At 62.5% G+C, this 25,360-nt stretch carries 18 protein-coding genes; 2 read left to right on the forward strand and 16 right to left on the reverse strand.

Translation table 11 applies throughout. The features are described from left to right. Positions 1 to 92 precede the first annotated feature (92 nt). The 8 genes from KTAU_RS06960 to KTAU_RS06995 form a co-directional block, all read right to left on the reverse strand. Positions 93 to 1,013, reverse strand: a complete 921-nt coding sequence (locus tag KTAU_RS06960) for a carbohydrate ABC transporter permease (RefSeq protein WP_228026348.1) — start codon at positions 1,011 to 1,013, stop codon at positions 93 to 95. Further along, a complete protein-coding gene (locus KTAU_RS06965; RefSeq protein WP_228026349.1) occupies positions 1,010 to 1,933 on the reverse strand; it encodes a carbohydrate ABC transporter permease in 924 nt (307 codons plus the stop codon). The genes KTAU_RS06960 and KTAU_RS06965 overlap by 4 nt, the downstream gene beginning before the upstream one ends. Before the next feature lie 420 nt (positions 1,934 to 2,353). After that, on the reverse strand, positions 2,354 to 3,760 hold the full coding sequence (locus KTAU_RS06970) for an ABC transporter substrate-binding protein (protein WP_151727705.1): 1,407 nt from the start codon (positions 3,758 to 3,760) through the stop codon (positions 2,354 to 2,356). A gap of 714 nt (positions 3,761 to 4,474) precedes the next feature. Continuing rightward, positions 4,475 to 5,290, reverse strand: coding sequence for an ATP-binding cassette domain-containing protein (locus tag KTAU_RS06975; RefSeq protein ID WP_151727706.1), 816 nt, complete (start codon positions 5,288 to 5,290; stop codon positions 4,475 to 4,477). A gap of 96 nt (positions 5,291 to 5,386) precedes the next feature. Further along, positions 5,387 to 6,484, reverse strand: a complete 1,098-nt coding sequence (locus KTAU_RS06980) for an ABC transporter permease (protein ID WP_228026350.1) — start codon at positions 6,482 to 6,484, stop codon at positions 5,387 to 5,389. A gap of 194 nt (positions 6,485 to 6,678) precedes the next feature. Further along, a complete protein-coding gene (locus KTAU_RS06985) occupies positions 6,679 to 7,722 on the reverse strand; it encodes an ABC transporter substrate-binding protein (protein WP_170293128.1) in 1,044 nt (347 codons plus the stop codon). Positions 7,723 to 7,880: 158 nt separating this feature from the next. Continuing rightward, on the reverse strand, positions 7,881 to 9,317 hold the full coding sequence (locus tag KTAU_RS06990; RefSeq protein ID WP_170293129.1) for an ROK family transcriptional regulator: 1,437 nt from the start codon (positions 9,315 to 9,317) through the stop codon (positions 7,881 to 7,883). Between the two features lie 245 nt (positions 9,318 to 9,562). Further along, on the reverse strand, positions 9,563 to 12,898 hold the full coding sequence (locus tag KTAU_RS06995) for a GH92 family glycosyl hydrolase (RefSeq protein WP_151727709.1): 3,336 nt from the start codon (positions 12,896 to 12,898) through the stop codon (positions 9,563 to 9,565). Between the two features lie 752 nt (positions 12,899 to 13,650). Between KTAU_RS06995 and iolB the strand changes: the two genes are divergently transcribed. Both iolB and KTAU_RS07005 read left to right on the forward strand, forming a co-directional pair. Further along, a complete protein-coding gene (gene iolB / locus KTAU_RS07000; protein WP_151727710.1) occupies positions 13,651 to 14,526 on the forward strand; it encodes a 5-deoxy-glucuronate isomerase in 876 nt (291 codons plus the stop codon). Positions 14,527 to 14,623: 97 nt separating this feature from the next. Continuing rightward, a complete protein-coding gene (locus KTAU_RS07005; RefSeq protein ID WP_151727711.1) occupies positions 14,624 to 16,123 on the forward strand; it encodes a xylulokinase in 1,500 nt (499 codons plus the stop codon). 14 nt (positions 16,124 to 16,137) lie between these two features. Here the strand turns inward: KTAU_RS07005 and KTAU_RS07010 are convergent, their stop codons facing one another. The 8 genes from KTAU_RS07010 to KTAU_RS07045 form a co-directional block, all read right to left on the reverse strand. Continuing rightward, a complete protein-coding gene (locus KTAU_RS07010) occupies positions 16,138 to 17,022 on the reverse strand; it encodes a class I SAM-dependent methyltransferase (protein WP_151727712.1) in 885 nt (294 codons plus the stop codon). Between the two features lie 253 nt (positions 17,023 to 17,275). After that, positions 17,276 to 18,337 carry an alcohol dehydrogenase catalytic domain-containing protein gene (locus KTAU_RS07015; RefSeq protein WP_151727713.1) on the reverse strand — a complete coding sequence of 354 codons (1,062 nt, stop codon included), beginning with the start codon at positions 18,335 to 18,337 and terminating at the stop codon, positions 17,276 to 17,278. Between the two features lie 87 nt (positions 18,338 to 18,424). Beyond that, complete coding sequence (locus KTAU_RS07020; RefSeq protein WP_170293130.1) at positions 18,425 to 19,438, reverse strand: branched-chain amino acid ABC transporter permease; 1,014 nt, start codon at positions 19,436 to 19,438, stop codon at positions 18,425 to 18,427. Between the two features lie 86 nt (positions 19,439 to 19,524). Then, positions 19,525 to 20,415 (reverse strand): branched-chain amino acid ABC transporter permease, encoded by an 891-nt coding sequence (locus KTAU_RS07025; protein WP_151727715.1) that lies wholly within the window; start codon positions 20,413 to 20,415, stop codon positions 19,525 to 19,527. 32 nt (positions 20,416 to 20,447) lie between these two features. Then, positions 20,448 to 21,239: an ABC transporter ATP-binding protein gene (locus KTAU_RS07030; protein WP_151727716.1), complete on the reverse strand. Its 792-nt coding sequence runs from the start codon at positions 21,237 to 21,239 to the stop codon at positions 20,448 to 20,450. Then, positions 21,236 to 22,033, reverse strand: a complete 798-nt coding sequence (locus KTAU_RS07035) for an ABC transporter ATP-binding protein (RefSeq protein ID WP_151727717.1) — start codon at positions 22,031 to 22,033, stop codon at positions 21,236 to 21,238. Before KTAU_RS07035 ends, KTAU_RS07030 begins: the two co-directional genes overlap by 4 nt. 100 nt (positions 22,034 to 22,133) lie before the next feature. Further along, a complete protein-coding gene (locus tag KTAU_RS07040) occupies positions 22,134 to 23,369 on the reverse strand; it encodes an amino acid ABC transporter substrate-binding protein (RefSeq protein WP_151727718.1) in 1,236 nt (411 codons plus the stop codon). A 371-nt stretch (positions 23,370 to 23,740) separates the two neighbouring features. Beyond that, complete coding sequence (locus KTAU_RS07045) at positions 23,741 to 25,276, reverse strand: dihydrolipoamide acetyltransferase family protein (RefSeq protein ID WP_151727719.1); 1,536 nt, start codon at positions 25,274 to 25,276, stop codon at positions 23,741 to 23,743. Between the last annotated feature and the right edge of the window lie 84 nt (positions 25,277 to 25,360).

A 25,360-nucleotide genomic window follows, 5' to 3' on the forward strand; every position in this document is an offset into this window, starting at 1 on the left:
CAGGAGAGGGGAGCAGGCCAAGAGCTGCCACCGCCACTGCTCTCGCCTGCTCCCTTCCTCTCCTCGGATCTTCGGAAGACAGGGCGGCCAGACTAGCCCTTGACCGAGCCGGCCAGAATGCCACGGATAAAGTAGCGCTGCAGCGCGAAGAAGATCACCAGTGGCAGCGCCATCGACAGGAAAGCCGCCGCCGTTAGCACCTGGTCGTTCTCGCCATAGGAGCCAACCAGGCTGGCTATGGTCAGGGTCATCGGCGCATTCTGCGGATTGCCTCCCAGGAAAATCAAGGCCACCAACAGGTCGTTCCAGACCCACAGGAATTGAAAGATCACCAGCGAGGCCAGCGCCGGCAGCGAGAGCGGTAAGACAATGGTCCAGAAGAGGCGGAAATTCGAGGCTCCGTCGACATAGGCCGCCTCCAACAGATCCCGCGGCAAAGCAGCGAAGAAATTGCGCAGCAAGAAAATGGCAAAAGGCAGCCCAAAGGCCGTATGAGCCAGCCAGACCGCTGCATATTGCCCCGTCAGCCCAATATTGGTAAAGATCTGTAACAGCGGCACCAGAGCAATCTGCAGAGGAATAATCTGCAAACTGATGATCAAGAAAAAGATGGTATTGCGCGCCGGAAAACGCATCCAGGCGAAAGCGAAGGCGGCCAAGGAGCCAATCAGCGCCGGCAGGATAGTACTCGGCACCGCGATAATCACGCTGTTGATAAAGGCGCGGCCCAGGCCCTGGGCTGTGATCACCTGGACATAGTTCTGCAGTGTAAATTGCCACGGCGGCAGAAGCGCCGTCCACCAGCCCGTCGTCGAGATCAAGCTGGGAGGGCGGAACGAGCTAATCAGCAAGCCCAGAGTTGGCAGCGACCAAACGACAGCGATCAGCAGGGCGATTACCGTAATGACCTGCTCGCTCAGGCGGCGCAGCCAGCCCCGGCGCCTGGACAGCGGGCGACGCCGGGCTGTCGCCAGAGCTGGGATCAACGGCTGCTGTACCTGCTCTCCGATCACGCCTGGCCTCCTTCCTCCAGCCGGATACGGCGAATATTGAGGTACATCACTGGCAGAATTGCCAGCGTCAGCAAAACCGCCAGGGCACTGGCCAGCCCATAGTCGCCAAAGGTAAAGAGCTGGCGATAGAACTCGACCGCCACCACATCGGTGTTGTAATTGCCACCCGTCATCACGTAGACAATATCGAACGTCTTTAAAATGTTGATGATCATGGTGGTCGTCACCACGCCGATGGTTGGACTAATCATCGGTACAATCACCCGCCAGAAGAGGACCCAGCGATTGGCCCCATCGATAAGCGCCGCCTCGATGATCTCATCAGGCAGCCCCTTGAGCGCCGCCGAAAAGACCACCACGCAGAAGCCGGTCCACATCCACACATAGACAGCGATCAAGGCAAAGGTGTTGACGCTGGTATTGACCAGCCACGGCTGCGGGGGCAGCTTGAAGAGCACCAGAATGGCGTTCAGCAGGCCAATTTGCGTCTGATCGGGGGGACGATAGAGGTAGACCAGGCGCCAGATGATACTGGCGCTCACCATCGAGATGGCCATCGGAATAAAGAGCGCCGATTTGACCAGCCCCTCGACCTTGACCCGATCCACCAGGACCGCAATGACCAGGCCCAGCCCCACCGTCAGGAGGGTGCCAAAAAGCAACCAGAGCAGGTTGTTCTTGAGCACACTCAACATATCGGGATCGGTAAAGATAGCCTGATAGTTTTTGAGGCCAACGAAGCGGGTCGAATCGGCGTTCTCGAAGCTGAGCTGTACGGTGTTGATGAAGGGGTAGATGAAAAAAAGTAGCAACAGCAAGACTGCCGGGGCAATCCAGGCCCACGCCTCCAGCGGCAGTCGCAGCCGGCGCCGGCGCGGGCGCATTGTCAGCGGAACAGCTTTCTCAATGGAGAGATCCATAGCAGTCGCTCACTCCCTTCGTCCCATGCTGCTAACAAAACCAGACGACAAGAGAACCAACCCAGCACAGTCACTCAACCCAGGCAGGTGGGGCGTGGGCCCGGCTTCCCCGCGCAATCAGCCCTCTTGCTCCCTCTCAGAGAAGGTGACGCCCGAGCGGGTCGGAGCGAGTCAGCGCGAGCAAAGCCGCCAGGCAAGACGAACGAGGCAGTCAGCAACGGCGAGAGGGACCGATCCCCTGCAGTGGCGGCATAGGGAGCGATCCCTCTCCTTCTCTGCTGCCTCGACTTCAGCGCCGCACGCTTTCCTTCCAGCGGCCTCTGCCTGCCCTACCTGAAGACGAGGGCCAGTCAACCAGCCACGTCCGGCATTCTTCACCTGGCCCCCCACACCACACCCCACCCTCCTCCCCTTACTCGATCAGGAGGGATAGAGGCGCGTTGCAGCATCCTCTAGCGAGCGAAGGATGCTATCGAGCTGCGAGGGATTCTGAATATAGGCTAGCAGCCCCTTCCAATACTCCTGTTCCATCGACGAGGGCAGCAGGTCATCCTGGCCCACGCTGAAGTACTTCGCGTTGAGCAGCAGCTCAGCGGTGCGACGCGAGACCGGATCAGGGTAGACACTGAGTGGCACCTGATTGTTCACAGAGACAGCACCACCCTGCTTCGGCCAGATGCTCTGGCCCTCGGGCGAGGCCAGAAACTCCATATACTGGCGCGTCCCGTCGTTGTCGCGGAAAGCAGACAAGATATTGACAATTCCGGTCACTGCGTTCGCATACTGCGGAGTAATTGTCGGGAACGGGAAAAAGTCGAAGTCAACGCCCGGCTGGATGCCGGGGAACTGCGTCTTGAGGAAGCTCGCCGTGAAGTCGCCAAGAAAGTACATATAGGCCTTCGGCGGATTTTCAAAGGGCAGATAGGCGGCATCCTGGAAATTGGTAGCCAGCACTGATTGCGGCGCCCCACTGATATAGTGCTTGCCATTGACGATCTCGCCAAAGAGCTGGAACGCTTGCTTGACACTCGGATGAGTCCAGGGGATCTTATGATTGACCCACTGCTGCGATAGCTCGGGACCGTTGAGGCTCAGATAGATCTGGTCTACCCAGTCCGCCGCCGGCCAGCCAGTGGAGGAGCCACCTTCAACCCCTAACGACCAGGGATACTTGCCGCTGCTGGCGATCTTGTTCGAGAGGGCGATCATTTCATCCCAGGTCTTAGGCGGCGTGTAGCCATTGGCCTTGAATTGCTTGGGACTGTACCAGACCGTGCTCTTGGTGTTGACACGTGGAATGACTGCGTAGAGGTGCCCATTGTACGAGGCCGTATCGATCCAGATGCGCGCGTATTGCTGCTCTATCTGGCTCATGTTGAAAAATCTGTCAAGCTGGAGCAGCTTGCCCTGAGCGGCGTACTGCTGGAACTCGGGCACGCTCGACATACCAGCTACATCGGGGGGATTGTTGCCACGCACGCGCGTGCTGAGCACGGCCCGCAGATCGCTGGTCGGCTCCACATTGACCTTGATGCCCGTCTTTTGGGTGAAGGCCGTGTTGATGGCATTGAAGGCCGCCAGCTCTGCGCCACTGAGCTGGGTGAGCACATCGATCGAGCTGACCTTGGGCACACTGCCACTGCTCGTGTTCAAAGTGCCCGTGTTCGTGCCGCCACAGGCCGCCAGAAGCGCCGTCGCCGCGCTCAGGCTCAGCCCCGCTGCTGTCGCCCGCTGCAGAAACTGGCGCCGATTGATGTTGCTGGTGGTCAGGTACTCCTCGACGAGCTGGTCTAACTCCTTTCGTGCACGCCGATCATAGATGTTCATCACTCACCGACCTCCTCGTGCTGCAGGAGTATAGCGCAACCACAGAGAAGCTCCGCCGCTACTCTGTCGGCGTCGGCTGTCTGACAGGTCCCTGCACCCACCCGCTAGCTGGTCTTCCATCGACCCCGCCGTTTCTCCTCGCTCGCCAGTCTGTCCACAAAGGGTACACTCTCCAACGAATGGCGGGCAAGAAGAGATCAACTGACTCGACCACCCCGAACCATAGCCGCAAAGCTCCCCCCTCGCCGTCCTACAGCCGTGCAAAGATCAGTTCTCGTGCAGCAACTGGCCGGAGGTGAAGGAACAGCAGGGGAGGTACAGCCTGCAGATAGGGTTCCGTTTCAGGGCGCTGTCTTTCCTGACAGTCAGACAGACAAGACACTGATGACCAGCTGCGAAGGGCGCTTACTTCTCCTTGGCCACATCTCGTGAAACAGGAGCGTGGCCCTGTCTTCCCCTCCCACTGATAGCTTTAAAACCAGGATATGCCCTGCTTCTCCCCTTGTTTTCCTCTCTTCACGAGAATGAGGATACCATACCCGGCTCCAGTTGTCCAGAGGATTTGCCCGTCACATCTACTGAGCCAGTCTCAGACAACTTATACTTTTTTAAGACGATGCATCTTCTTCGAGAGATCAGCGTATCTGTCGATCGTTCTCTATCTGCTTGCCGTCCAGATCAGCCGCAAGATCAGCCAGCCCCTGGCGCCCGATTTCAGACACGCTCGGCCCCCACCATCAGACCAACCAGCTCGTTGGTCGTGGTCTCGGCCACACGGCGCTCACCCACCTTCTGGCCGCGGCGCATGACCACCACCCGATCGGCCACGGCAAAGACATCCTGCAGGTTGTGACTAATCAAGATGACCGGTACCCCGCGGGCTCGCAGCGTGCGCACCAGCTCCAGTACCTTCTGCTGCTCCGCTACCCCCAGGGCCGCAGTCGGCTCGTCCATGATCATCAGGCGCGCATTCCAATAGATGGCCCGCGCAATGGCCACCGACTGCCGCTGGCCACCCGAGAGCTGGCGAATGGGCTGACGCAGATCGGGAATATGAATGTCGAGCTGTTCCAGCACGTGCTGCGTTTCCTGTAGCATATAGCGCTCATCTAGCTCCTTCAGCAAACCCCAGCGGCGCCGCGCTGGCTCGCGCCCCAGGAAGATATTGGCTGGCGCATCGAGATTCTCACAGAGAGCCAGATCCTGATAGATGGTCTCAATCCCACGTCGACGCGCCTCCATTGGCGAGGCAAAGCTGACCTCTTGCCCCTCAAAGAGCAACTGGCCGCCATCTGGACGATAGACGCCGGAAATGACCTTGATCAGCGTTGACTTTCCCGCGCCATTGTCGCCGAGCAGGCCCACGACCTCGCCGGGCCAGACTGCCAGGCTGACATGATCGACAGCCACCAGGCCCCCAAAGCGCTTGACCAGATCGCGTACCTCCAGCACGGGCCGCGCGTCGGCAGCACTCCCCAGTCCAGCTTGCCCGCTTTCAGCCTTGGGACGCTGCGCTTTCTCTTCAAGCATGGCACTCACTCCTCACGCTCTGAAGCAACCAACACAGGGAGAGCCAGGCGGAACAGCATCGCCTGGGTAGACAGAAACGAGACGCCCCGGGCCAGCCTAGCGACTGAGAACGCGCGCCTTGGCCTGATCCATGAGGACCGCCAGGATGATGACGGCGCCAATGGCCACGAATTGCCAGTAGGGATCGATGCCAATGATCACCAGCCCGTTCTGAATCACATAGATGATCAGCGTGCCGATCAGCGTCCCTACCATTGTGCCCTCGCCCCCAAAGAGCGAGGCGCCGCCGATAACGACCGCCGCGATCGAATCGAGCAGGAGAGGATCGCCGGCGTTGGCATCACCGTTGGTGAAGCGCAGCACGTAGAGCACCCCAGCCACCGAGGCCAGGAAAGCCGAGAGCATATAGAGCTTGAGCGTCTGCCGGGCCACTGGGATACCAGCGCGGCGCGCGGCCTCCGGTGCGCCTCCCAGAGCATAGGTATGGCGACCAAAGCGCGTGCGGCTCAGCAGCCAGTGGCAGAGAAGAAAGGCCACAATGGCCACGATCAAGGGAAAAGGCAGGATAGAGACGAGATCACGCGGCCTGGCTCCCGGCGGCAGCACCGGCGTATGGAGCCAGGAGAAGCCCACCGCCGGATGATAGTAGAGCAGGTAGCCATTGCCAATATCGCCCACGCCGGGGATCTGCACGCTCACTGGCTGCCCGCCGCCTGAGAAGATGAAGCCCAGGCCACGCGCGATGCCATACATGCCCAGGGTGGCGATAAAAGGCGGCACGCGCAGGCGCCCGATCAGAATGCCATTGACCAGCCCGGGCAGGGTCCCAACGCCGAGAGCGATCAGGATGCTCAGTGGCAGCGCCAGCGCCAGACCCAGTGGCAACCGGCCTACAAGCGCGTTGAGCACTACCGCCTCAATGACTGCCGCAAAGCCCATCGTAAAGCCGGTCGAGAGATCGATCCCCGCCGCAATGATGACAAAGGTCTGCCCCAGCGACATCAGCAGCGCCAGCGCCATATCGTTGACAATGGACTGCAGATTGAGAAAGCTAAAGAAGCCAGGACCGGTCAGCGAGAAAAAGAGGAGGAGCAGCAGCAGAAACAGCCAGGACCAGAAGCGGCTGATAATCTCCAACGGACGGCTCTTGACCCTGGCGGCAGGCAGAGCCAGCTGCTGGACCATCTTCGCCATGAGGGTTCCCCTCCTTTCGGTACTGTGCGGCTGAGCAAGCGGGCAGAGGGGTCTCAGCCTCAGCCTCAGCCTCCCTCCACAAGCCAGACAGGTCCGGCCCGCCGAGAGAGGGCTTGGCCCGGGCCTGCAGGTCGGTCTGGCAGGTCGACCTGCAGGCCTGGCCGGCGCCTACCTCGCGCCTTTCCCTCAGCTGCCTAGCTACTCTTATAGATAGCTGCCTGGGCCTCGGGCGTATCGACGTTATCGCGGGTAATGATCACATAGCCGGTGGGGACACGTTTCTGAATGGCACCCATGTTCCCTTTGAGGGCATCAACGGCGTACTGGACGCCGATGCTGCCCATGTCGGCAGGCTTTTGGGCAATGACGATGTCGACAACGTTGTTTTTCAGATCGACGATGGCCTGCTCGGGCGCATCGAAATTGGCGATTTTGACCTGGCCCTGCTTATGGGCATTTTTGACCGCCTGGGCTGCGCCCTCCGAGCCATAAATATTGGTACCGAAGATGCCAGCCAGATCGGGCACGCGCTGCAGTATAGCCGTTGTCTGCTCGGCGGCCTTGGCCGCGCTGTCGCCGTTGAAATCGACGCCGACCAGGGTGACGGCGCCGTGGGTGGCATCAATGGCCTCCTTGCAGCCCTGCTCACGCTGGTCGGTGGTGCTTGTCCCGGGAACCGTATTCTGGATGTAGACTTTGCCGTGGCCGCCGATGGCTTTGATGAGCGCTTCGCCGGCGATCTTGCCACCCTGGACGTTATCGGAGCCAATGTACGAGAGCGGGAAGGTCACCGGCCCATGCACATAATCGCCATCACCGATATAGGTGTCGACGGTGATGACCTTGATGCCTGCATTGCTGGCCTGCTGCAGCGGGGCAATCATGGCCTGCTTATCACAAGGGGCAATAATGATGGCATCAACTTTGCGCGCCACGTAGGCGTTGACGATAGGAGTCTGGAGGGTAGCGCTCCATTGCGAAGGGCCATCAACGAGCAGGGTCACACCTAGCTCCCTGGCTTTGGCCTCGGCCCCTTTCTGCATGGTGATGTAGAAGGGGTCACCTTTGACGCCCACAATGAGGGCCAGCGTATAACTGCTGCCCCCAGCACCTCCGCTGGTCGCAGCGCTACCGCCACAGGCCGCCAGCATCAGCCCGCCAGCCGCGGCCAGGCTAGCGCTCAAGAATGCTCGCCGGCTCAGACGATACTGCTCTGCCGTGAAGTCGCGCATACGCATAGCGTTTCGCTCCTTTGCTGGCCTGACTGTCAGCATGCTTCCGTTGCCTTATCCCCTCAAAGACTGCGAGGGGAGATGACAGTCCAACGAACGAGCCCGATTTGCAGAGTTCCCAGCCCGGCCCGCCCCGCTCCCTCAGCGGAGGGCACCGCAAGATCTTATCCCCGGCTTGCGTCTGACGGCTGGGCCGGATAGGACGGAAGCGCCTCCTCTCCCCCAGCCCTTCCTCCTGGCCCCGGCAGCGCGACAGCAGGCGAGGCAAAGAAGGCCGAGGCAGGCAGAGAGAAAGCGGCATCCAGCACAGTAAGAACGGCGCCGAGAGCAATGGCATTGCCCTCGAGCGCGCTCGGCAGAATCTGCGTGCCTTTCCAGGCGGCAGGCAGACTGACCGTCGCGGCCACCCGACGCAGCGGCGTCAGCAACAGCTCACCGGCACGCGCCACTCCACCATCCAGCACAATGACTGCGGGATTGAGCAGGTTCACGAGGCCGGCCAGGGCCAAACCGAGACGCTCGCCCGCCCGCTCAATGGCGGCGATGCTGGCGGCGTCCCCCTGGCGGGCCGCCTCGATCACATCGGCAATATCGACGGCCCCAGTTGCCGCGCGGGCCGCCAGCGCTGGCTCGGGCAGAGCCATCTCCTGACCTTCCATCGCCAGCTTGCGCCGCAGCGACTCCCCACGACAGGCATCAGCGACGATGGCGCGCGCCCCCGCCAATGTCTCCAGGCAGCCGCGATTGCCGCACACGCAGGGCGGGCCGTTCTCATCAATACTCAGATGGCCTAGCTCTCCAGCACTACCCGTATGACCGCGATAGATGCGCCCATCGATGATCAGACCACCGCCAATGCCTGTGCCAACCTTGATGTAGGCCATCTGGCCAACGCTGCGCCCGGCCCCGCAGCGGCTCTCGCCGAGCGCCCCCATGTTCGCATCATTATCGATATACAGGGGACAGGGAAACTCAGCCTGCAGCCGCTGCCAGAGATCGAGATTATCCCAGCCAGGCATATGGGGCGGCGAGCTGAGGCGACGCAGGTCCGGCGAGAGCGGCCCCGGAATGCCCAGTCCAATGCCAAGCAGCGACTGCCAGCCAACCCCCTGCTCTTCGAGAAAACGCCGCACCTCGGCCACCAGAAGCGCCAGGCACTCCTCTGGCCCACGCTCGGTATCGAAAGGCAGCGAGCGCTGGGCCAGCACCTCGGGGGCCAGGTTGGTCAGGATCATCTTCACATGAGTACGGCCCACGTCAAGACCAAGAATGCGGCCCGCGTCCGTATTAAAATGCACCAGAATGGCACGCCGGCCTCCGCGCGGCGTAGCGTCGAGCAGATGCCCCTCGCGCACCAGTCCCTCCCGCAGCAGAGCATCGACAATGCTGCTCACGGTCGTGCGCGACAGCCCAAGACGCTGCGCCAACATGACGCGCGCCAGCGGCCCATGCTCACGAATATAGTTGAGCACCAGCAGGCGATTGAATTGACGAATGCGATGCAGATCAGCTCCGCGCAGCGCCGGCGTACCAGCTCCCTCTTCCAGGCGACCCTCGCGGGCGCGCATGTCTGCCAACAGTGAATGAATAGCTCGCTCCACAGATACGTCCTTCTTGTCGGCGCCTTCCTGGCCCTTGCTCCCCTCCCCCACTCGCCCACTGCCACTAGTGGCAGCCACAGGCAAGCAGGGAATCTTCCATGCTATGATGGTGAGGATTGTAGCACCCACCATCTTAGTTTGTCAAGCGTCGCAACTAAGCCAGACCGGAGCACAGGAGAGGCAGGGAGATCCTGGCACCTGTGGGCCAGGGTCTCCCCACAAGCTGAGCCGACAGAGAGGGCGCCTTAGCTCAGCGCATAGGCAAAGAGATGCAAGTGGCCCTGGCTGACCGTCGCAGGCAGAGTAATGCTGGCCACGGTCTTACCAGCCTCCAGAGCAATCGGAGCGCTGGCGAAGAGGTAGGTCTCGACTTCTTGCGGCGTTCCCGAGCCGCTATTGCGATAGGGCATCTGGGCGGCCACCACATTGCCATAGGCGGGCGAGCTGACGCCGGCATTGAGTGTCCAATCGCTGAAGCCAAGCTGGGCTGTCTGTGTGCTCCCATCGGTATAGGTGATGGTCACCGTGCCGACCGATGGACCATTGGTAGCGCTGCCCAGGAAGGTCAGCTGGGTTGCACCGGGTTTGGGCGCGACCTGGATAGTCTGGCCGGAGCACTGGACATTATCCTGCGTTTCAACCGGGACGTTGGGCCAGGTGTAACTGACGCCGTCGATGGTGACCGTGGCGCCGGGCTTGTAGCCCAGACTGGCCAGGAGCTGAGCCGAGTAGCTGAAGTGCGAGCCATCGAAGTCGGCAATAGTTGGCGTATTATCGTTCGAGATGCCAATGTTATTGACAAGTGGCAACAGGCTGCCCGCAGGAGCGACCAGCACCGGCAAGGTGACGGTGGGGAGCGTCGAGCCGCCGGCGGTCTGCACGCTGAACGTGATGGTGGCATAGCCCTCCGGCTGCCCGGAGGCCGCACTGATGGTGAGCGTCTGGCTGGCAGAGCCATAGGTCGGTACGTTGAAACTGCCTGTGGTTGGCGAGACGCTCAGACCGGCTGAGGGGTGGGCGCTCCAGCTGACGCTCTGCGTTTTCCCGAGCAGGTCACGAGCGACCAGGCTGACTTGCGTGCTGGCCCCGGGAGCGAGGCTGGCCCGTGCAGGCGAGAGGCTGATGCGGGCCTCCATCTGACCGGCGGCATAGGAAGGCGGGGCATCGGCAGGATCGCTGCCCCAGGCGGCATTGGGCGCTGTATCCAGCACAAAGTCGAGGGTGCCCCCCTGGGCTATGAAGGAGGGCGGCAGCCAGGGCCGTGTCGTGGTCTGACCGTTGACACGCAAACTCTGGACGTAGGGGGCGTCCGCAGCAGCTTGCGGGGCATTGATCTGAATCACCTGGCCACTGGGGCGCGTCACTTTGATGCCGGGGAAGAGGGGGCTGGCCAGCACCAGATCAGCGGTCCCGGGGACGATGGGGAAGAAACCCAGAGCCGCAAAGACGTACCAGGAGGACATTTCTCCAAGATCGTCATTGCCGGCCAGGCCGCCCGGTCCGGGCGCGTAGAGCGTGTTGACCACCTGGCGCACCACCTGCTGCGTCTTGTAGGGCGCGCCGGCGTAGTCATACTCCCAAGGCGTTTCAAGCGTCGGCTCATTGCCCAGGAAGGCGTAGGGCTGGTCCGGTCCAGCGTTGAGCTGGGTGAAAAAGGTGTCTAGCCGTGGCAGCACTTTGGCGTTGCCGCCAAGGGCGTCGAAGAGACCACGCAGGTTGAAAGGTACCATCCAGTTATACTGCGCCCCGTTGCCTTCGACCCAGCCCGTCTGGCTGGCCGGATTGTAGGCTGTGGGGAAGGAGCCATCGGCGTTGCGCGGCTCCAGGTAGCCATCGGCAGGATTGAGCAGGTTCTCCCAGTCCTGGGCACGGGCTATGAACTTCTGCCCATCAGTCTGATCGCCCAGGGCCTGGGCAAAAGCCCCAATGGCGAAATCGGCACTGTCATATTCGAGCTGCGTGGCCGCCGGCCCGTAGAAGTTGCAGCAACCGTAGCCGCCGTCCTCGGGCAAGTAGCCCAGCTCCTCCAGGTAGCGCAGGCCAGGCCGAATATCGTTCGGCTGCGTCGCCTCCTGCATCATGGCCTCCAGGGCGGCCTGCGTGTCGAAGTCGTGAGCCCCGAAGGCGTAGGCGCCTGCGATGATCGGATCGGCGGGATCACCAACCATCACATAGGTCTCGCCATTGGCCAGGCTCCACTTGGGCAACTGGCCGCTTTGCTGATAAGCCAGCACCATCGACTGAATGATGTCGCTGGTCTCCTGGGGGGCCAGCAAGGCCAGCAGCTGGATCTCCGAACGGTAGATGTCCCAGCCTGAGTAGTTCGCATAGAAAGCATGACCGCGCGGCAGCGTGTGAACCTGGCCGTCGAAGCCGATGTACTGCCCGTTGATATCCGAAAAGACGTTGGGCTGCAGCAGGACATGGTAGAGAGCAGTGTAGAAGGTGGTGAGCTGGGTAGAGGTACCGCCGCTGACCTGAACCTCGCCTAGCCAGCGATTCCAGGTTGCCTGAGCCTGCTGGCGCACCTGGTCGAAGTTGCCATCGGGGTCCTCGCTGTCGACATTGAGGCGAGCATTGTCACTGCTGACGAAGGAGAGGCCGACACGCACAGTGACCACGTTGTCGCGTGCCGTGTCAAAGGTGACAAAGGCGCCGGAGCCGGGGCCGGAGACGGTGACGTCCGGGTGTTGATGAGCCGCCTGGACAAGGGCGGGTGTGGGTCGGGCCCCACGCGCCAGCTGGGCTTGAGCTGCTTGAACCTTGCTAACCTGGGAAGACACCTGACTGCCACCGCGCACGCTGCGGCTACCTGTGCTGACGGCATTGTTATGCCAGGTTCCAATGCTGGCGAAGGGCTGGCTGAAGTTGGCCCAGAAGTAGAGGCGGTAGACGTCGCTGGCGCCACAGAAGTGACCGCTGCTGACCCAGCCTGAGATGGTGCGGCTCACTGGATCGATGGTAGCCTCGGCATCCAAGGCCCCGTTGGCCGAGCCGGAGACGTTGACCAGCATGGTCGCTGTCTGCCCGCGCGGATAGGTGAAGCGGCCAATGCCGCTGCGTTGGGTAACGCTCAGCTCTACATTGACGCCGCTGTCGAGGGTGACGACATAGTAGCCAGCGCTGGCTTGCTCGTTGCTGTGGGAGAAGGTAGCGATGTAACGCATGGGGTCAGCCGCTGGCGAGTCGCTGACCGTGCCAAGGTAGGGCATGAACGGAATATCGCCATAGGCGCTACAGCCAGCCCCGCTGAGATGAGTCAGGCTGAAGCCGCGCAAGCGGTTGTCGTTGTACCAATAGCCGCCCGGGACGTAGCTGACGGTGTCGGGACTCCACTGCACCATGCCGAAGGGGAGATCAGCCCCGGGAAAGGTGTCACCGCCGCCGAAAGGCGCCCCTTGCTGGATACCGGTCCCCGTGAAGGGATCAACCAGGCTTGCCAGGTCTGTCGCCTGCGTTGGGGCCGCCAGCCGCTGCGCTGCCAGCGCTGGCCTCGCTAAACCGGTCAACGGGACGATGAGTAGTATGGTCAAGATGACGATAGGAAAGAGCCAGAATCTCTCGCTCGTGACGTACCTCATCGTGGCGTTCTCCTCATCTCTTTCATCGAGCGGCAGCCATGTCATTCTGCGACAGACCGCCGACCAGAAGACAAGGCTTCGGCTGACTGGCTGCGCTGCGCTGCCCTTGTGAGCAAGCAGGCTTACAGCGCTATGACCCAACAGCACAGAGCGGGCATCGTGAGCCGCACGCTGCTACAACAACGGAGCAGCAATTGCTCAGGCAATGCTTCGAACCTGGTCAACGGTGGTGAAAGGCTGTCTCCGGGCCACGCTCCCCCAGCTGGCCCTGACGACATGGCAGCGGTTGTCTGCGGGAAGGGCACCCCGCCAGCCAGGTTTGTCGCTGAGGCCGCTTTTTCCCCGGCTAGCGCTTCCCAAGTTAATTGGTACATTTGACTATCTTACTCCCACAGGAGTAATGATACACCGCCCCTTTAAGATAGTCAAGTGTACCAACCAACTGCAGCGCTTGCGGCGCAGCACAGACAGCTGCCGTACAGAGAAGCGCAAGCGCAAGGAGTTGTCGTCTGACTCCCCCTCTGCTTGCACGTCGGCAGTATCAGCTCCAGCCCAAGCCGGGGCGAGAGCGCTTCCTGCCTACTCATCTTGCCCCTACTCAAGAGCCACGGCCCTCGATTATCATGTTAGGAGGATGGGCAGTAGAGAGCGGCGACCGGCAGGCCGGTAAAGGCAGACTGGCCGATCGGGAAGCGCTCTCAGCATTGCAGCATTGCAGGTCTGTCAGGGCAACAGTTACGAGGGAGTCTGGTATGGGTTTGCTTATTCGTCCAACATCAAGGCTGGCCCAGGCAGAGGAGCCGCAGGCCCGGTTAGCCGTTACCCCTGCCTCGGCTGGCTGGCAGTATGTATCGTTTACGGTTTACCACCTGCGTGCGGGCCAGCGCCTCAGTGGGACAGCAGAGGGTCAGGAGACCCTGGTGATGATTCTGACGGGCGTAGGCGAAGCCTGGCTGAACGGCCAGGCGCTGGGGGAAGTAGGCGAGCGCCTGAGCGTCTTTGACGACCGCTCTCCTTACGCCCTGTATCTCTCTGTCGATGGGCATTACGAGATCATCTGTCGCTCCGAGGAGATGGAGATCGCCGTTGCCGCGGCGCCTGCAACCGAGCAGCATCTGCCGGCACGGCTGATCGGGCCTGCCGATATCAGCCTGGAGATTCGCGGCTCCGGTCAGACCGAGCGCCGCATTCGTCATATCCTGGACACCGACCAGGAGGCTGAGCGGCTGATCGCCGTCGAGGTGATTACCCCGGGCGGCAACTGGTCATCGTTTCCACCCCACAAGCACGATAGCGAGAATCCGCCGCACGAGTCCTATCTTGAGGAGACCTACTATCACCATATCCAGCCGGCGGACGGCTTCGCCATTCAGCGTGTCTACACCTACGACGGGCTGGACGAGACCATGACGGTACACGATGGCGAGCTGGTGCTGGTGCCGCGCGGCTACCATACAGTGGCAGCGGTGCCGGGCTGTGACCTGTACTATCTCAACGTCATGGCCGGGCCGCGTCGCGCCTGGCAGTACCAGGTCGATGAGGCTTTTCGGCGTCTGCTGCCTCCCTCTGGCTCGATTATGGGCACCGTGCTGCGCCCGGGTTCGGGGGCTTCGCTTCGAAGCAGCTGAGCTGAGGTCGGTCCAGAGGGTCTGGCGACCAGGTGCCAGGCTGGGGCCAGCTTGGAAAGTAGGAACGGAAGAGTAAGCGACAGGAAAGGATGCCACGATGGGAGCAACGACCGCATTACTTGGGATCGACCTGGGCACGAGTGCCGTCAAAGCGGTCATTCTCGACCTGGAGGGGCGCCTGCTGGGCGAGGGTCGGGCTGAGTACGCCCTGTTGACGCGGCGGCCAGGCTGGGCCGAGAGCATCCCCGCCGACTGGTGGCGCGCGACCCGGCTGGCCGTGCGCGAGGCGCGCGAGCGAGCGCCGCAGTGCCAGATCGCAGGTGTGGGCCTGGCCGGCCAGATGCACGGCGTTGTCATGGTAGCAGCCGATGGGCAGCCAACGCGTGCCGCCATGCTCTGGCCCGACCGTCGCGCCGAGAAGGTCCTCGCCCGGTTTCGCGCCCTGCCCGGCGCCCTGCGGCAGCGCCTGGCCAACCCGCTCGTGCCGGGCATGGCCGGCCCTCTACTCTGCTGGCTTGCTGAGCATGAGCCAGCCTGCTACGCCCGTTCTGCGCGGGCGCTCTTACCTAAAGACTGGCTGCGCCTGCGTCTGACGGCGCGCCGCTCGACGACAGAGGTGACAAGCAGCCTAGTAACGGAGGCCAGCGATGCCTCAGCGACGCTGCTCTACGACCTGCCAGCTGATCGCTGGGCCGAGGAGGTCATTGCCGCTCTGGGCTTGCGCTTCGACCTGTTGCCCCCGCTGCTTTCTTCGGCGGCCCAGGCCGGTACCCTCTCTTCAGAGGCGGCAGCGGCTTTGGAGCTGCCCAGCGGCCTCCCGGTCGCCACCGGAGCCGCCGATGTGGCCGCCGCGCTGCTGGGTGCGGGAGTCCTGGCGCCGGGCACGCTCTTGCTCAGCCTGGGAACGGGAGCGCAGCTAGTGCTGCTCTGCGAGGAGCCGCAGCCCGATCCTACCCTGCGTACCCACCTCTATCGCGCTGCCGACGGACGTCACTGGTACCGGATGGCGGCAGTCCAGAATGCCGGGCTGGTCCTCGACTGGCTACGGCGTCAACTGCACGCCGAGTGGTCGGAGGTCTATGCCAGCCTGGAGCAGGTTCCACCAGGGGCCGAGGGCCTGACCTTTCTGCCCACGCTGACCCCCGAGCGCCCCCACTACAACGGGCCGCAGACAGGGGCCTTTGTGGGGCTACGCCTGGAGCACAGTCGGGCTCACCTGCTGCGCGCCGCTCTGGAGGGCGTAGCCTGCGGTATCCGTCTGGCCCTGGAGCGTCTCCCCGGAGCCGGCGAGGTCGGCAGCCTCCTGGTTGCTGGTGGCGGCAGCCTGCACCCAGCCTGGCGCCAGCTGCTCGCCGATCTTCTGGGTCGCCCTCTGCTCTCGCTAGAGGCGGCAGAGACTACCGCTCGGGGGGCGGCTCTCCTGGGTGGCCTGGCCGCCGGCGTCTGGAGCGAGGGCCAGGAACTGGCCCGGCTGGCGCCGGCCCGCAGTGTGGTCACGACACCAGGCGAGCAACAGGCCCGCTGTGCTGCGCTCTATGCACGCTATCTGGAGCTGCTGGCGCGCGGGCGTGAGACGGGTACACCCGTGGGGCCGTGACTGGCCCGGTCTGGTCAGGCCGGCTTGCGCCCCCAGGCCACCACGGCCACCACCAGGCCGCGGAAATCGTCGGCCTGCATCTCGGCCAGGGCCTGCTGGGCCAGACGCTCTAGCTCTTCTGCGGTAGCCAGGCCCATCTGAACCAGGAAGGGGCGCGAGACCTCGAGCAAAATCATGACGTCCTTGAAGAAGCTGTAGTGAGCCGGCGATTCGCTGGACCAGTCCAGGGCACTGGCCCGCAGACGCACCTGCTCGAAGCCAGCCTGGCGCAGGAAAGGCGCCAGTTGTGGGGTGATGCCAATATGGCGCCCGTCCGGGGAAAAGCTCTGGCCGGCACGTTTGAGGGCCTGAAAGCCTAGCGCGAAAAAGCGCTCGGTCGCCTCGCTGTTGGTCAGCGGCCCCTCAGTGTCTGTGAGACAGAGAACGCCGCCAGGCTTGAGCAGGCGCCAGCACTCTTTGAGCAGCTCAGGCCAGGCAGCTGGCAGCATGAAGCTGCTTAGCAGGCGACCGTTGATGACATCAAAGGAGGCGTCGGGGAAAGACATCGGCTTCATGACATCCATAACCAGGAAGCTGGCGTTCTCCAGACGCCGCGATTGAGCCTGGGCGCGCGCGTATTCGATCATGCTCGCGCTGATATCGACGCCGATGAAATCAGCCTGGGGATAGAGAAAGGCCCCCTCCAGGACCCAGCCCCCAGGTCCACAGGCCAGGTCAAGGACACGCCCCCCCTGCGGGAGAGCCAGCTCCTCGGGGAAGATGCCCCCCATTGCCTCGATCGCCAGACGATTCTGCTGCATGAGGCGCGCCAGCTCGGCGGCCTGCTCGGTATCAATATGATAGGTTGAGCCTGCGCCGGCCTCTTGTCCGGCCACGTCATGCTCATCAGGGGAAGCCATGACTTTGCTCTCCTCTTCGCTGCAATGACAGCATTTCGCTCAGATGATGAGACCGCCCTCTGCAGAGGTAGCAGCGCCACCAATTTCGTGCTATGCTGCACAAGATCTCTTCAGAGCCTGCCTGCTGGGCGGTCCCGCCTGTTTTGCCTCTTTGTTTGAGGATAGCAGAGCAAGGTCGCGTCTGGCAAGTCTCAGCCCCGTCTGGCCTGGGCCTGGATCTTATGCTGGGAAGCAGAAGCGGCGGGCCTGCCACTCAGCTCTGGGGATCGAGCAAAATCTTGCCGTGGGCCTGCCCTTCCGCCAGAGCCAACAAGCCATCAGGAACAAGGCGCTCCAGCGGAATCACACGATCGATGACCTGCTTTGCCAGCTCCCCCCGACTTAGAAGGACCAGGGCTTCGGGCAGATCGACGGGGCAGACATGGGCGTTGGTCGTGAGCAGCTCTATCTCGCGCACGACCGCTGCATGCAGATCCAGGGCCCGTGGCTCGGCCTGAAGGCCCACGAGCAAGACGCGCCCACCGCGCTGGGCTGCAGCCAGGGCCAGCGCTGGGGCCGAGGCAGCTCCCGAGGCTTCGATCACCAGCTCCGGGCCTTCGCCGTCGGTCAACTGTCTCAGCGCCTGCAGCACATCCTCAGAACTGGCCTGGACCAGATGGCTGGCCCCAAGTACAGCCGCCCGCTCCAGTCGTCGGGCATCAACATCGACAGCGATCAGCAGGGCTGGTTCCAGGGCGCGAGCCGCCGCCAGGAGAAAGGCCCCGATGCCTCCCACGCCGATCAGGGCAATCGTCTGACCACGCTGAGCGCGGCTGCGCCGCAGGGCATGCAAGGCAATAGCCAGGGGCTGGGCCAGAGCCGCCGCCTCATCGCTACAGCCCTCCGGCACCGGATAGCACATACGCGCCGGCACGCGCGCCAGCTCCGCCAGCCCACCATCGGCCTGCAGTCCCAGTGTATAGTAGCGCGCACACAGGTTGGTGCGCCCCGCCTGGCACCAGCGACAGACGCCGCACCACATTCCCGCGCCGACCGCTACCCGCTGACCAACAGCCAGCTCTACCACCCCAGGACCGAGGGCCACAACGCGCCCCATGAACTCATGGCCCAGAATCAGCGGCCCCTGATGGCCGCTGAAGGGATGGCGCTCCTGCAGAGGGGCAAAATGTGGTCCATGTAAGAACTCTGCCACATCGGTGCCACAGATTCCTGCACGCAGCACCTGCAATAAGACCTCGCCCTCGCCCGGCGCTCCCGGTTCGGGGACCTCTTCAATGCGCACATCACCACGACCATAATAGCGTGCTGCCTTCATGGCTGCCGACCTCCTCTCCCGCTCTTTATCTATTCCTATCCTTATTCCTGCTTTTATCACCTCATAGCACCAACCCCGCAGAGAGGCCTAGACTGTCAAGCGGCGTCCCCGCACGCGACGCACCAGGCCCATGACGCCATAGGGGGCCAGGAGGGCCACCAGAATCAGGATGATTCCAAAGACCACACGGTCAAACTCCGGTGGGATGGTGGACCCGAAAAATGGCAGTTCCCCGGCCAGAATGCGCAGTACCTGAGCCGTCACCAGCATCAGCGGCACCCCAATCACCGGCCCCTGCCAGGTGCCCAGACCTCCGACCAGACTCATCAGCACCACATCGATGGAAATGTCCAGACTAAAGGTCCCTTGCGGCTCAATGTAGCTCGTATGGAAGGCATAGATTGCCCCGGCCACGCCGGCCAGAAAGGCCCCCAGCAGCAGGGCCTGCGTCTTCAGCCAGGTCGTACGCACTCCCAGGATCTCCGCCGGGTCCTCATCTTCACGGATGGCCACCAGGGCGTAGCCAAAGCGCGAATGTTCGATGATGAAGGCCAGCAGCACCGCCAGCAGCATCAGGCCCAGAAAGGCGTAGTAGAAAATCTGTTCGTTGGTAAAGGGGTCGAAAGGCAAAGATGGCATATAGATCCCGCTGGCGCCGCCCGTAATATCCAGGTTCGTGACCAGCACCTGGGTCAGGAAGCTGATAATGAGGGTCAGGATCGCAAAGTAGACCCCACGCAAGCGCAGCGCCGGCACACCCACCAGCAGCGCCACCACCGTCGCCATTATTCCTGCCAAAGGAATGGTCAGCAAAGGATGGACATTGTACTGCGTGCAGAGAACCCCGGCGGTATAGGCTCCAACGCCAAAGAAGGTCACCATCCCGAAATTGAGATAGCCAGCGTAGCCTCCCAGAATATTCCAGCCCTCCGCCAGCAAGATATACATAAAGACCGCAGAGAGGGTCGTCACCCAGTCCAAAGGGATCAAGACGCCCAGCACCGCCAGCAGACCCACTGCCGCCGCGGCACCCAGCCCGCCATAGAGCCAGCGCCGCCAGCGTGTCCTCGCTCTCCCCCGTTCAAGCAGCACACTACTCATAGTAATCATCCTCCCGCTCGCTCTCGTTTTATCCTCTCTCCTGAGAGGGCGCTTTCTGACGCCTCACCTCTGCCTGTCTGTCCGCCTCACAGCGCGCGGCTCTGGCTCCCAGCCAGGCCCTGGCCACGCACTAGCAGCGTAACCACCAGCAGCAGGTAGACAATGAAGTAGACATACTGGAAAGGGAAGAGGACACTGCTCACCGTCTCGATCAGACCGATCAGCAGGCCAGCCAGCAGCGTATTGCGGATGCTACCCAGCCCGCCGATGACCACCACCAGAAAGGCCCAGGCCAGCCAGCGATAGTGATCCTGCGGATCAAAAGGGAAGATCATGGCCAGTACCACGCCTCCAACGCCGGCGGTCGCCGTAGCCAGACCAAAGACCAGCAAGGAGAGGCGATCGGTATCAATACCCGAGATGCGAGCCGCATCGCGATTCTGGGCCATGGCGCGGATGGCCTTGCCGTAGAGCGTTGAGCGCAGAAAGGTATCGAGGAGCAAGACGAGGACCAGAGCAATGGCGGCGGCAATCAGTCGTGGCACGGCGATGGCAATGCCAGCGAGGGTCAGGGAGGCATTGATATAGCTCACCGAGAGCACCTGTGTATCGGTCGTCCAACGCAGGATCGCCGCCCCCTCGATAACCACCAGAACCCCAAAGAGCACCAGCAAGCCCGTCGTCTGCGAGGCGCGCGCCACATGGCTGATTAGCAGCCGCTCTAAGAGAACCCCGATCAGGAAAAAGACTGGCACAGCAATGACGGCGCTGATGATGGGGTCGAGGCCCAGGCGCTGCAGCAGCTCTAAGGCCAGATAGGAGCCGAGCATGATGAGGGTGCTGTGAGCGACATTGACCACGCCCATAATGCCCAGCGTCAGACTCAGGCCGAGCGAAATCAGAGTATAGACCAGACCGAGCAGCAGGCCATTGACCAGCGCCTGCACCAGCAGCGACAGGCTGATCGTTGTCAGCATAGCGCTTCTCCTTCTCTTCTGCTCTTCCCGCACTAAAAGCGCAGCCAGCTCTTGATCAGGGCCTCCAGTCGGTCCTCAAAGGCACCGCGCTCGCCCTCCAGATTGTTGCGACCATACTCCAGCGTGTAGACATAATCGGCCAGAGCCACAGCGGCGCGCACATTCTGATCGACCAGGAGAATGGTGCGCTGCTCTTCCTTGAGGCGGGCAATCTCCTCATAGACCTGATCGACGATGACAGGAGCGAGGCCCACCGAAGGCTCATCGATCAGGATGACACGCGGATCGGCTACCATCATGCGCCCAATCTCAACCAGGCGTTGCTGGCCACCACTCAGGCCGCCAGCCTGCTTCTGGCGCCACTCCTTGAGCAAAGGATAGCGCGCGTAGACCGCCTCCAGCGCAGCGGCCAGGCGGCGGCGATCGCGCCCCAGGAGCCAGCCGCCGATCTCCAGGTTCTCCTGCACCGTCAGCTCAGGAAAGACCGAGCGCCCCTGCGGCAGCAGGGCCATGCCCAGAGCCAGGCGTCGCTGAGGCGGCACTGTAGTGATTTCACGTCCGTCGAGCAGGATTTGCCCGCTGCGCGGCCTGAGCAGGCCATAGAGAACGCGCAAAGCCGTCGACTTGCCTGAGCCATTTGGCCCCAGGAGCACGGTCACTTTCCCTGGACGCGCAATAAGGCTGACGTTGTTTAAGACCAGGTCGTGGCTATAGTAGCCGGCAGTGACTCCGCGCATGCTCAAGCCAGCGTTGGCGCTCGACGTTAAGCCATTGGGCGACGGTGAGCCTGACCCTGCCGGCACGTCGGCGGCGTGCCTCATCATGACGGATGCCCTCCTGCCTGTTCAAAATAGGAAGAAGACGAAACTGACGATGAGGGCGAGGTCTGGGCCTGTCCCCCGGCATGGCCTAGATAGGCCGCGATCACATCGGGGTGCTCGCTGACCTCCTGCGGGCTACCGCGGGCGATGATTCGCCCATAGCTCATGCAGATGATGGTCCGGGCCAGGCTCAGCAGGTCGGGGATCTCGTGGCTGACAATAATAAAGGAGACCTGGCGCTCTTGCTGCGCCTCGCGGATGCGCTCCAGCAGCAGAGCCTTGATCTCAGGATGGACGCCACCAAACGGCTCGTCCATCAGCACGAGCCGCGGCTCTGTCATCAAGGCCCGCGCGAACTCTAACAGCTTCTGCTGACCGCCCGACAGCTCGCTGGCCGGCAGAGCCTGATAGCGCTCCAGGCCGACAAAGGTTAGCAGCTGGCGCGCTCGCTCTTGGGCCTCGGCACCGTGTACGCGGGCATGCACCAGCGGCACCAGCATATTTTGAGAGACGGTCAGCGTGTGGAAGACGCGCGCATTCTGAAAGGTGCGGCTGATCCCTAATAAGGCTAGTTGATGGGGACGCAGGTTGCGCGTTGGACGGCCCAGATAGCGGATCTCGCCGCTATCGGGTCGATAGAGGCCATTCAGCGTATTGAGCAAGGTGGTCTTGCCGGAGCCATTTGGTCCAATCAGCCCCAGAATAGTGCCAGCCTCCAGCGCAAATGAGACGCGTTCCAGCGCCACAATGCTCCCGAAGCGTTTCGAGAGGGAGTCGACCTGCAGGACAGGTTCCATTGTTGCTCTCCCGTTTCGACTCGACAACGTGCCAGAGGGAGGGTCGGCCTCCTGGTGTTAGTGCCAGACCAGGAGACAGGCCCTCCCGCCATAGGCGTTGCTACTGCAGTTGTGGCTTGGCGGTAGCCCGACTGGGCGGCCAGACTACCTCGTTCTTGCCGTTGAGATACTGTACTAGCACAGCATTGTAGTGGGGCATGCCGTACTGATCGAAGGTCAGCGGACCATTGACGGTGTTGAAACGATGGCTCAGGACATAGGCCCGCAGCTGCTGCTGATCAAGTGTGCGCGCTCCCTCGACCGCTTGCTGCATGACCTGTAGAATGGTCATGGCCACGGCGGCGTACTGGCTGAAGACGGTCTCGTGCCGCACCTGCTGCAGCATGGCGAAGAGATCCTTGATGCCGTCGTAGTTGTCGCTGGGCACAGCCATCGCCGTGGAGAAAATGCCCTCACCTGCAGGCCCCAACTGGGCCCAATAGGGCAGCGAGGTCACCAGCGAGCCGCAGGCGCAGTAGATCTTCGGCTTGAAGCCGAGCGAGTAGGCGGTACGCGCGATGAGAGCCGCCGGGTTGGGCAGCGAGAGGGCGAAGAAGAGATCGACCTTGGCCGCTTTGGCCCGCTGGATGAGGCCGCTGACGTCGGTGGCCGTGGGCGGATACTCCTCATTGAGGACGATCTGCATCCCGCGCTGCCTGGCGAAGTTGATGACCCCACCCTGGCCCTGGTAGCCATCGCGCACGACCAGCGTAAAGGGATTCTGTTCAGTGACGATACCCACGCGCGTGGGTCGCTCGCTGGCCGGCAGGGAGTCGATCATCTCGAAGACGCCGCGACTGTAGTCAGGCTCCTGGTAGGTATAAGAGCCAATCATCCACTGGGTACTCTTGAAGAGCTTGATACCCACAAAACCGCCGTTCCAGAGGATCATGTGGTTGGCGGCGGCAATCGGCAGCACGGCCCCACCAATGGCCGTCGTATAGGGTGAGAGCAGAAGGTTGACCTTGTCCTGGTGAATGAGCCGCTGGTAGAGGCTCTGAGCGGTGGCCGGATTGCTCTCGTCGTCGTAAATAATCATTTTGACGGGATGGCCCAGCAGGCCGCCGTGGCTGTTGACTTGCTGGAGCCAGTAATCATAAGTGGCCTTGTAGTCAGCCGAGGGGCCGGCATAGGCCCCGGTCAGGCCAAGGGTGCCACCGATGACGATCGGCTGACCCGCTGGCGGCAGCCCATTCGATGAGCTGGTGCTGCTGCCAGCGTTCTGGGCGGCGCTGCAACCGGTCAATATCAGAACCAGTAGCACGGTTGTCGTGATGAAGAGACGAAAAGACTTCATGTCGTCCTCCTTACGCGACGCCTCGTGACAGAACCGGCGGGCTCGCCTGTCTCCGGCGGAAAGTCACCGTCCTCCCGGGCAGGTGGGCGCCTCCGCTCCATAGTGTCTGTCCGCGTGGACGGCCCGAAATAGATTGCGCGCCATAGATCGCCCGATCCTGCTCTGCCCGACTGAGGGTCTGCCACAGAACAACGCTGTTCTTATCGCTGCTCTGCCATGCTCTGCTTCAGTAAGGCACCAGTGAAGGCAAAAACAGCTGCTGCTCGATATTTAGTTTGTTCTTCTTTCTGTCGACCTCCGCCCTTAGCAGTTGTCGCGTGTGAACGAGATCGCCCGGCCCAAGCGAGCGGTCTCCCGACGAGGTACCAGCTTCAGGCCAGCAGCCCCAGCGGCTCCTCCAGCAGCTCGGCCAGGGTAGCCAGGAACTGAGCCCCGCGGGCACCATCGATGACACGATGGTCGCAGGAGAGGCTCAGCAGCATGGTGGGCGCGACCACCGGCTGACCGGCGACGGCGATGACGCGCTCGCTGATGCGCCCTACAGCCAGAATGGCGGCCTGGGGAGCATTGATGATGGCATTGAAGGCGTCGACGCCATACATTCCCAGGTTGCTGATGGTAAAGGTCCCTCCCTGCAGATCCTGGGGACGCAGGCGCCGGCTGCGCGCCCGTTCGACGAGATCCTTGCGCACCTCGACCAGGGCCGACAGGCTCAAGCGATCAGCCTCGTGGATGACTGGCACCACCAGCCCTTCATCGGTGGCGACAGCCAGGCCGATATTGATTTCTCCATGACGAACCAGGCGCCCATCTTGCCAGGAGGCGTTGATCTGGGGATGGACCCGCAGAGCCGCGGCCACTACACGCACGAGCAGATCAGTATAAGTGATCTCGGGTGAGCAGCGCCGCTGCATGGCTTGATGCCAGGCGAGCAGCCGCTCTGCCTGGACCTCACGCAGCAGGGAGAAATGCGGCACCTGCTGCCAACTCTGGGCAGTGCGCTCGGCCATGAGGCGCCAGACCTGGCTCAGCGTCGGCGCCTCCGCTCTCTCTCCGCTTGCTTCCGCCGCCCCCCAGCCGGCGCTGGTCGCTCTCCGCTCCGCCTGGACGGAGGCGGCAGCCAGGACGTCAGCGGCCAGGATCGCCCCCTCGGGACCACTGCCGAGACCAGTGCGGGCAAGGGCCGCCAGATCCTGCCCCAGCTCAGCCGCCAGACGCCTGGCCTTGGGCGAGGCCGCCAACAGGCGCCTTTGTCTGGAGGAGCGAGCAACGGACCCGTGTACCATCGGCTTCTGGCCAGCGCTGACAGCCAGCCTCTCGCTCTCGCCCGGCTCCTGCATACGACGGCTGGCCAGATAGGCCAGGACGTCCGCCTTTTGAATACGCCGCCCCTGGGGTTGGAGCTGACGCAGATCAACCTGATGCTCGGCGGCGATGCGCGCAGCCAGGGGAGAAACCAGCCTCCCCAGGCCGCGTGTATGCTCGTCCATGAGCGCAGGGGAAGGGGGTTCCACTGTAAGCGAGCTAGTACTGGTCGAGCTTGAAGCTGCTGCTGGCCTGTCAGCCTCGCCGGCGCCCCTCTCCTCCCGAGGCTGTTGCTCATGCTCAGCTGGCTGTCGCGGTGCGGCTGCCGCTGCCGCTGGGGCAGGCCCAGCCACGGGCTGCTCGCCGGGAGCCAGAATCAGGGCAATCTGCTGCCCCACAGGAATGTCCTCCCCCTCTCTGGCCGTGATCGCACTCAGCAGACCCGAAGCCGGTGCCTCCAGTTCGACGGTCGCTTTATCTGTCTCAATCTCAGCCAGCGGCTCGCCCTGGTTCACTGGCTCGCCTTCGCGCTTCAGCCAGCGCAGAATCTTCCCTGTCTCCTGGGCCATTCCTAACGCGGGCATGATGACCCTGATCGCCATCAGTGCACTCCTCTGCTCTTCTTTTTTACTCTGGTAGTCGGCATTCAGCTCAGGCTCCACGCCATGATCCAGGGTCTGGCCTGC

The organism is Thermogemmatispora aurantia (assembly GCF_008974285.1).
Taxonomy (GTDB): Bacteria; Chloroflexota; Ktedonobacteria; order Ktedonobacterales; family Ktedonobacteraceae; genus Thermogemmatispora; species Thermogemmatispora aurantia.

Coding starts and splice junctions, on each gene's coding strand:
- KTAU_RS07035 (WP_151727717.1), bottom strand. CDS start 22,033: ATGGAACCTGTCCTGCAGGTCGACTCCCTCTCGAAACGCTTCGGGAGC.
- KTAU_RS07020 (WP_170293130.1), bottom strand. CDS start 19,438: ATGAGTAGTGTGCTGCTTGAACGGGGGAGAGCGAGGACACGCTGGCGG.
- KTAU_RS07045 (WP_151727719.1), bottom strand. CDS start 25,276: ATGGCGATCAGGGTCATCATGCCCGCGTTAGGAATGGCCCAGGAGACA.
- KTAU_RS06985 (WP_170293128.1), bottom strand. CDS start 7,722: ATGCGTATGCGCGACTTCACGGCAGAGCAGTATCGTCTGAGCCGGCGA.
- KTAU_RS07025 (WP_151727715.1), bottom strand. CDS start 20,415: ATGCTGACAACGATCAGCCTGTCGCTGCTGGTGCAGGCGCTGGTCAAT.
- KTAU_RS06980 (WP_228026350.1), bottom strand. CDS start 6,484: ATGGCGAAGATGGTCCAGCAGCTGGCTCTGCCTGCCGCCAGGGTCAAG.
- KTAU_RS07010 (WP_151727712.1), bottom strand. CDS start 17,022: ATGGCTTCCCCTGATGAGCATGACGTGGCCGGACAAGAGGCCGGCGCA.
- KTAU_RS06995 (WP_151727709.1), bottom strand. CDS start 12,898: ATGAGGTACGTCACGAGCGAGAGATTCTGGCTCTTTCCTATCGTCATC.
- iolB (WP_151727710.1), top strand. CDS start 13,651: ATGGGTTTGCTTATTCGTCCAACATCAAGGCTGGCCCAGGCAGAGGAG.
- KTAU_RS06975 (WP_151727706.1), bottom strand. CDS start 5,290: ATGCTTGAAGAGAAAGCGCAGCGTCCCAAGGCTGAAAGCGGGCAAGCT.
- KTAU_RS07015 (WP_151727713.1), bottom strand. CDS start 18,337: ATGAAGGCAGCACGCTATTATGGTCGTGGTGATGTGCGCATTGAAGAG.
- KTAU_RS06965 (WP_228026349.1), bottom strand. CDS start 1,933: ATGGATCTCTCCATTGAGAAAGCTGTTCCGCTGACAATGCGCCCGCGC.
- KTAU_RS07040 (WP_151727718.1), bottom strand. CDS start 23,369: ATGAAGTCTTTTCGTCTCTTCATCACGACAACCGTGCTACTGGTTCTG.
- KTAU_RS06970 (WP_151727705.1), bottom strand. CDS start 3,760: ATGAACATCTATGATCGGCGTGCACGAAAGGAGTTAGACCAGCTCGTC.
- KTAU_RS07030 (WP_151727716.1), bottom strand. CDS start 21,239: ATGATGAGGCACGCCGCCGACGTGCCGGCAGGGTCAGGCTCACCGTCG.
- KTAU_RS07005 (WP_151727711.1), top strand. CDS start 14,624: ATGGGAGCAACGACCGCATTACTTGGGATCGACCTGGGCACGAGTGCC.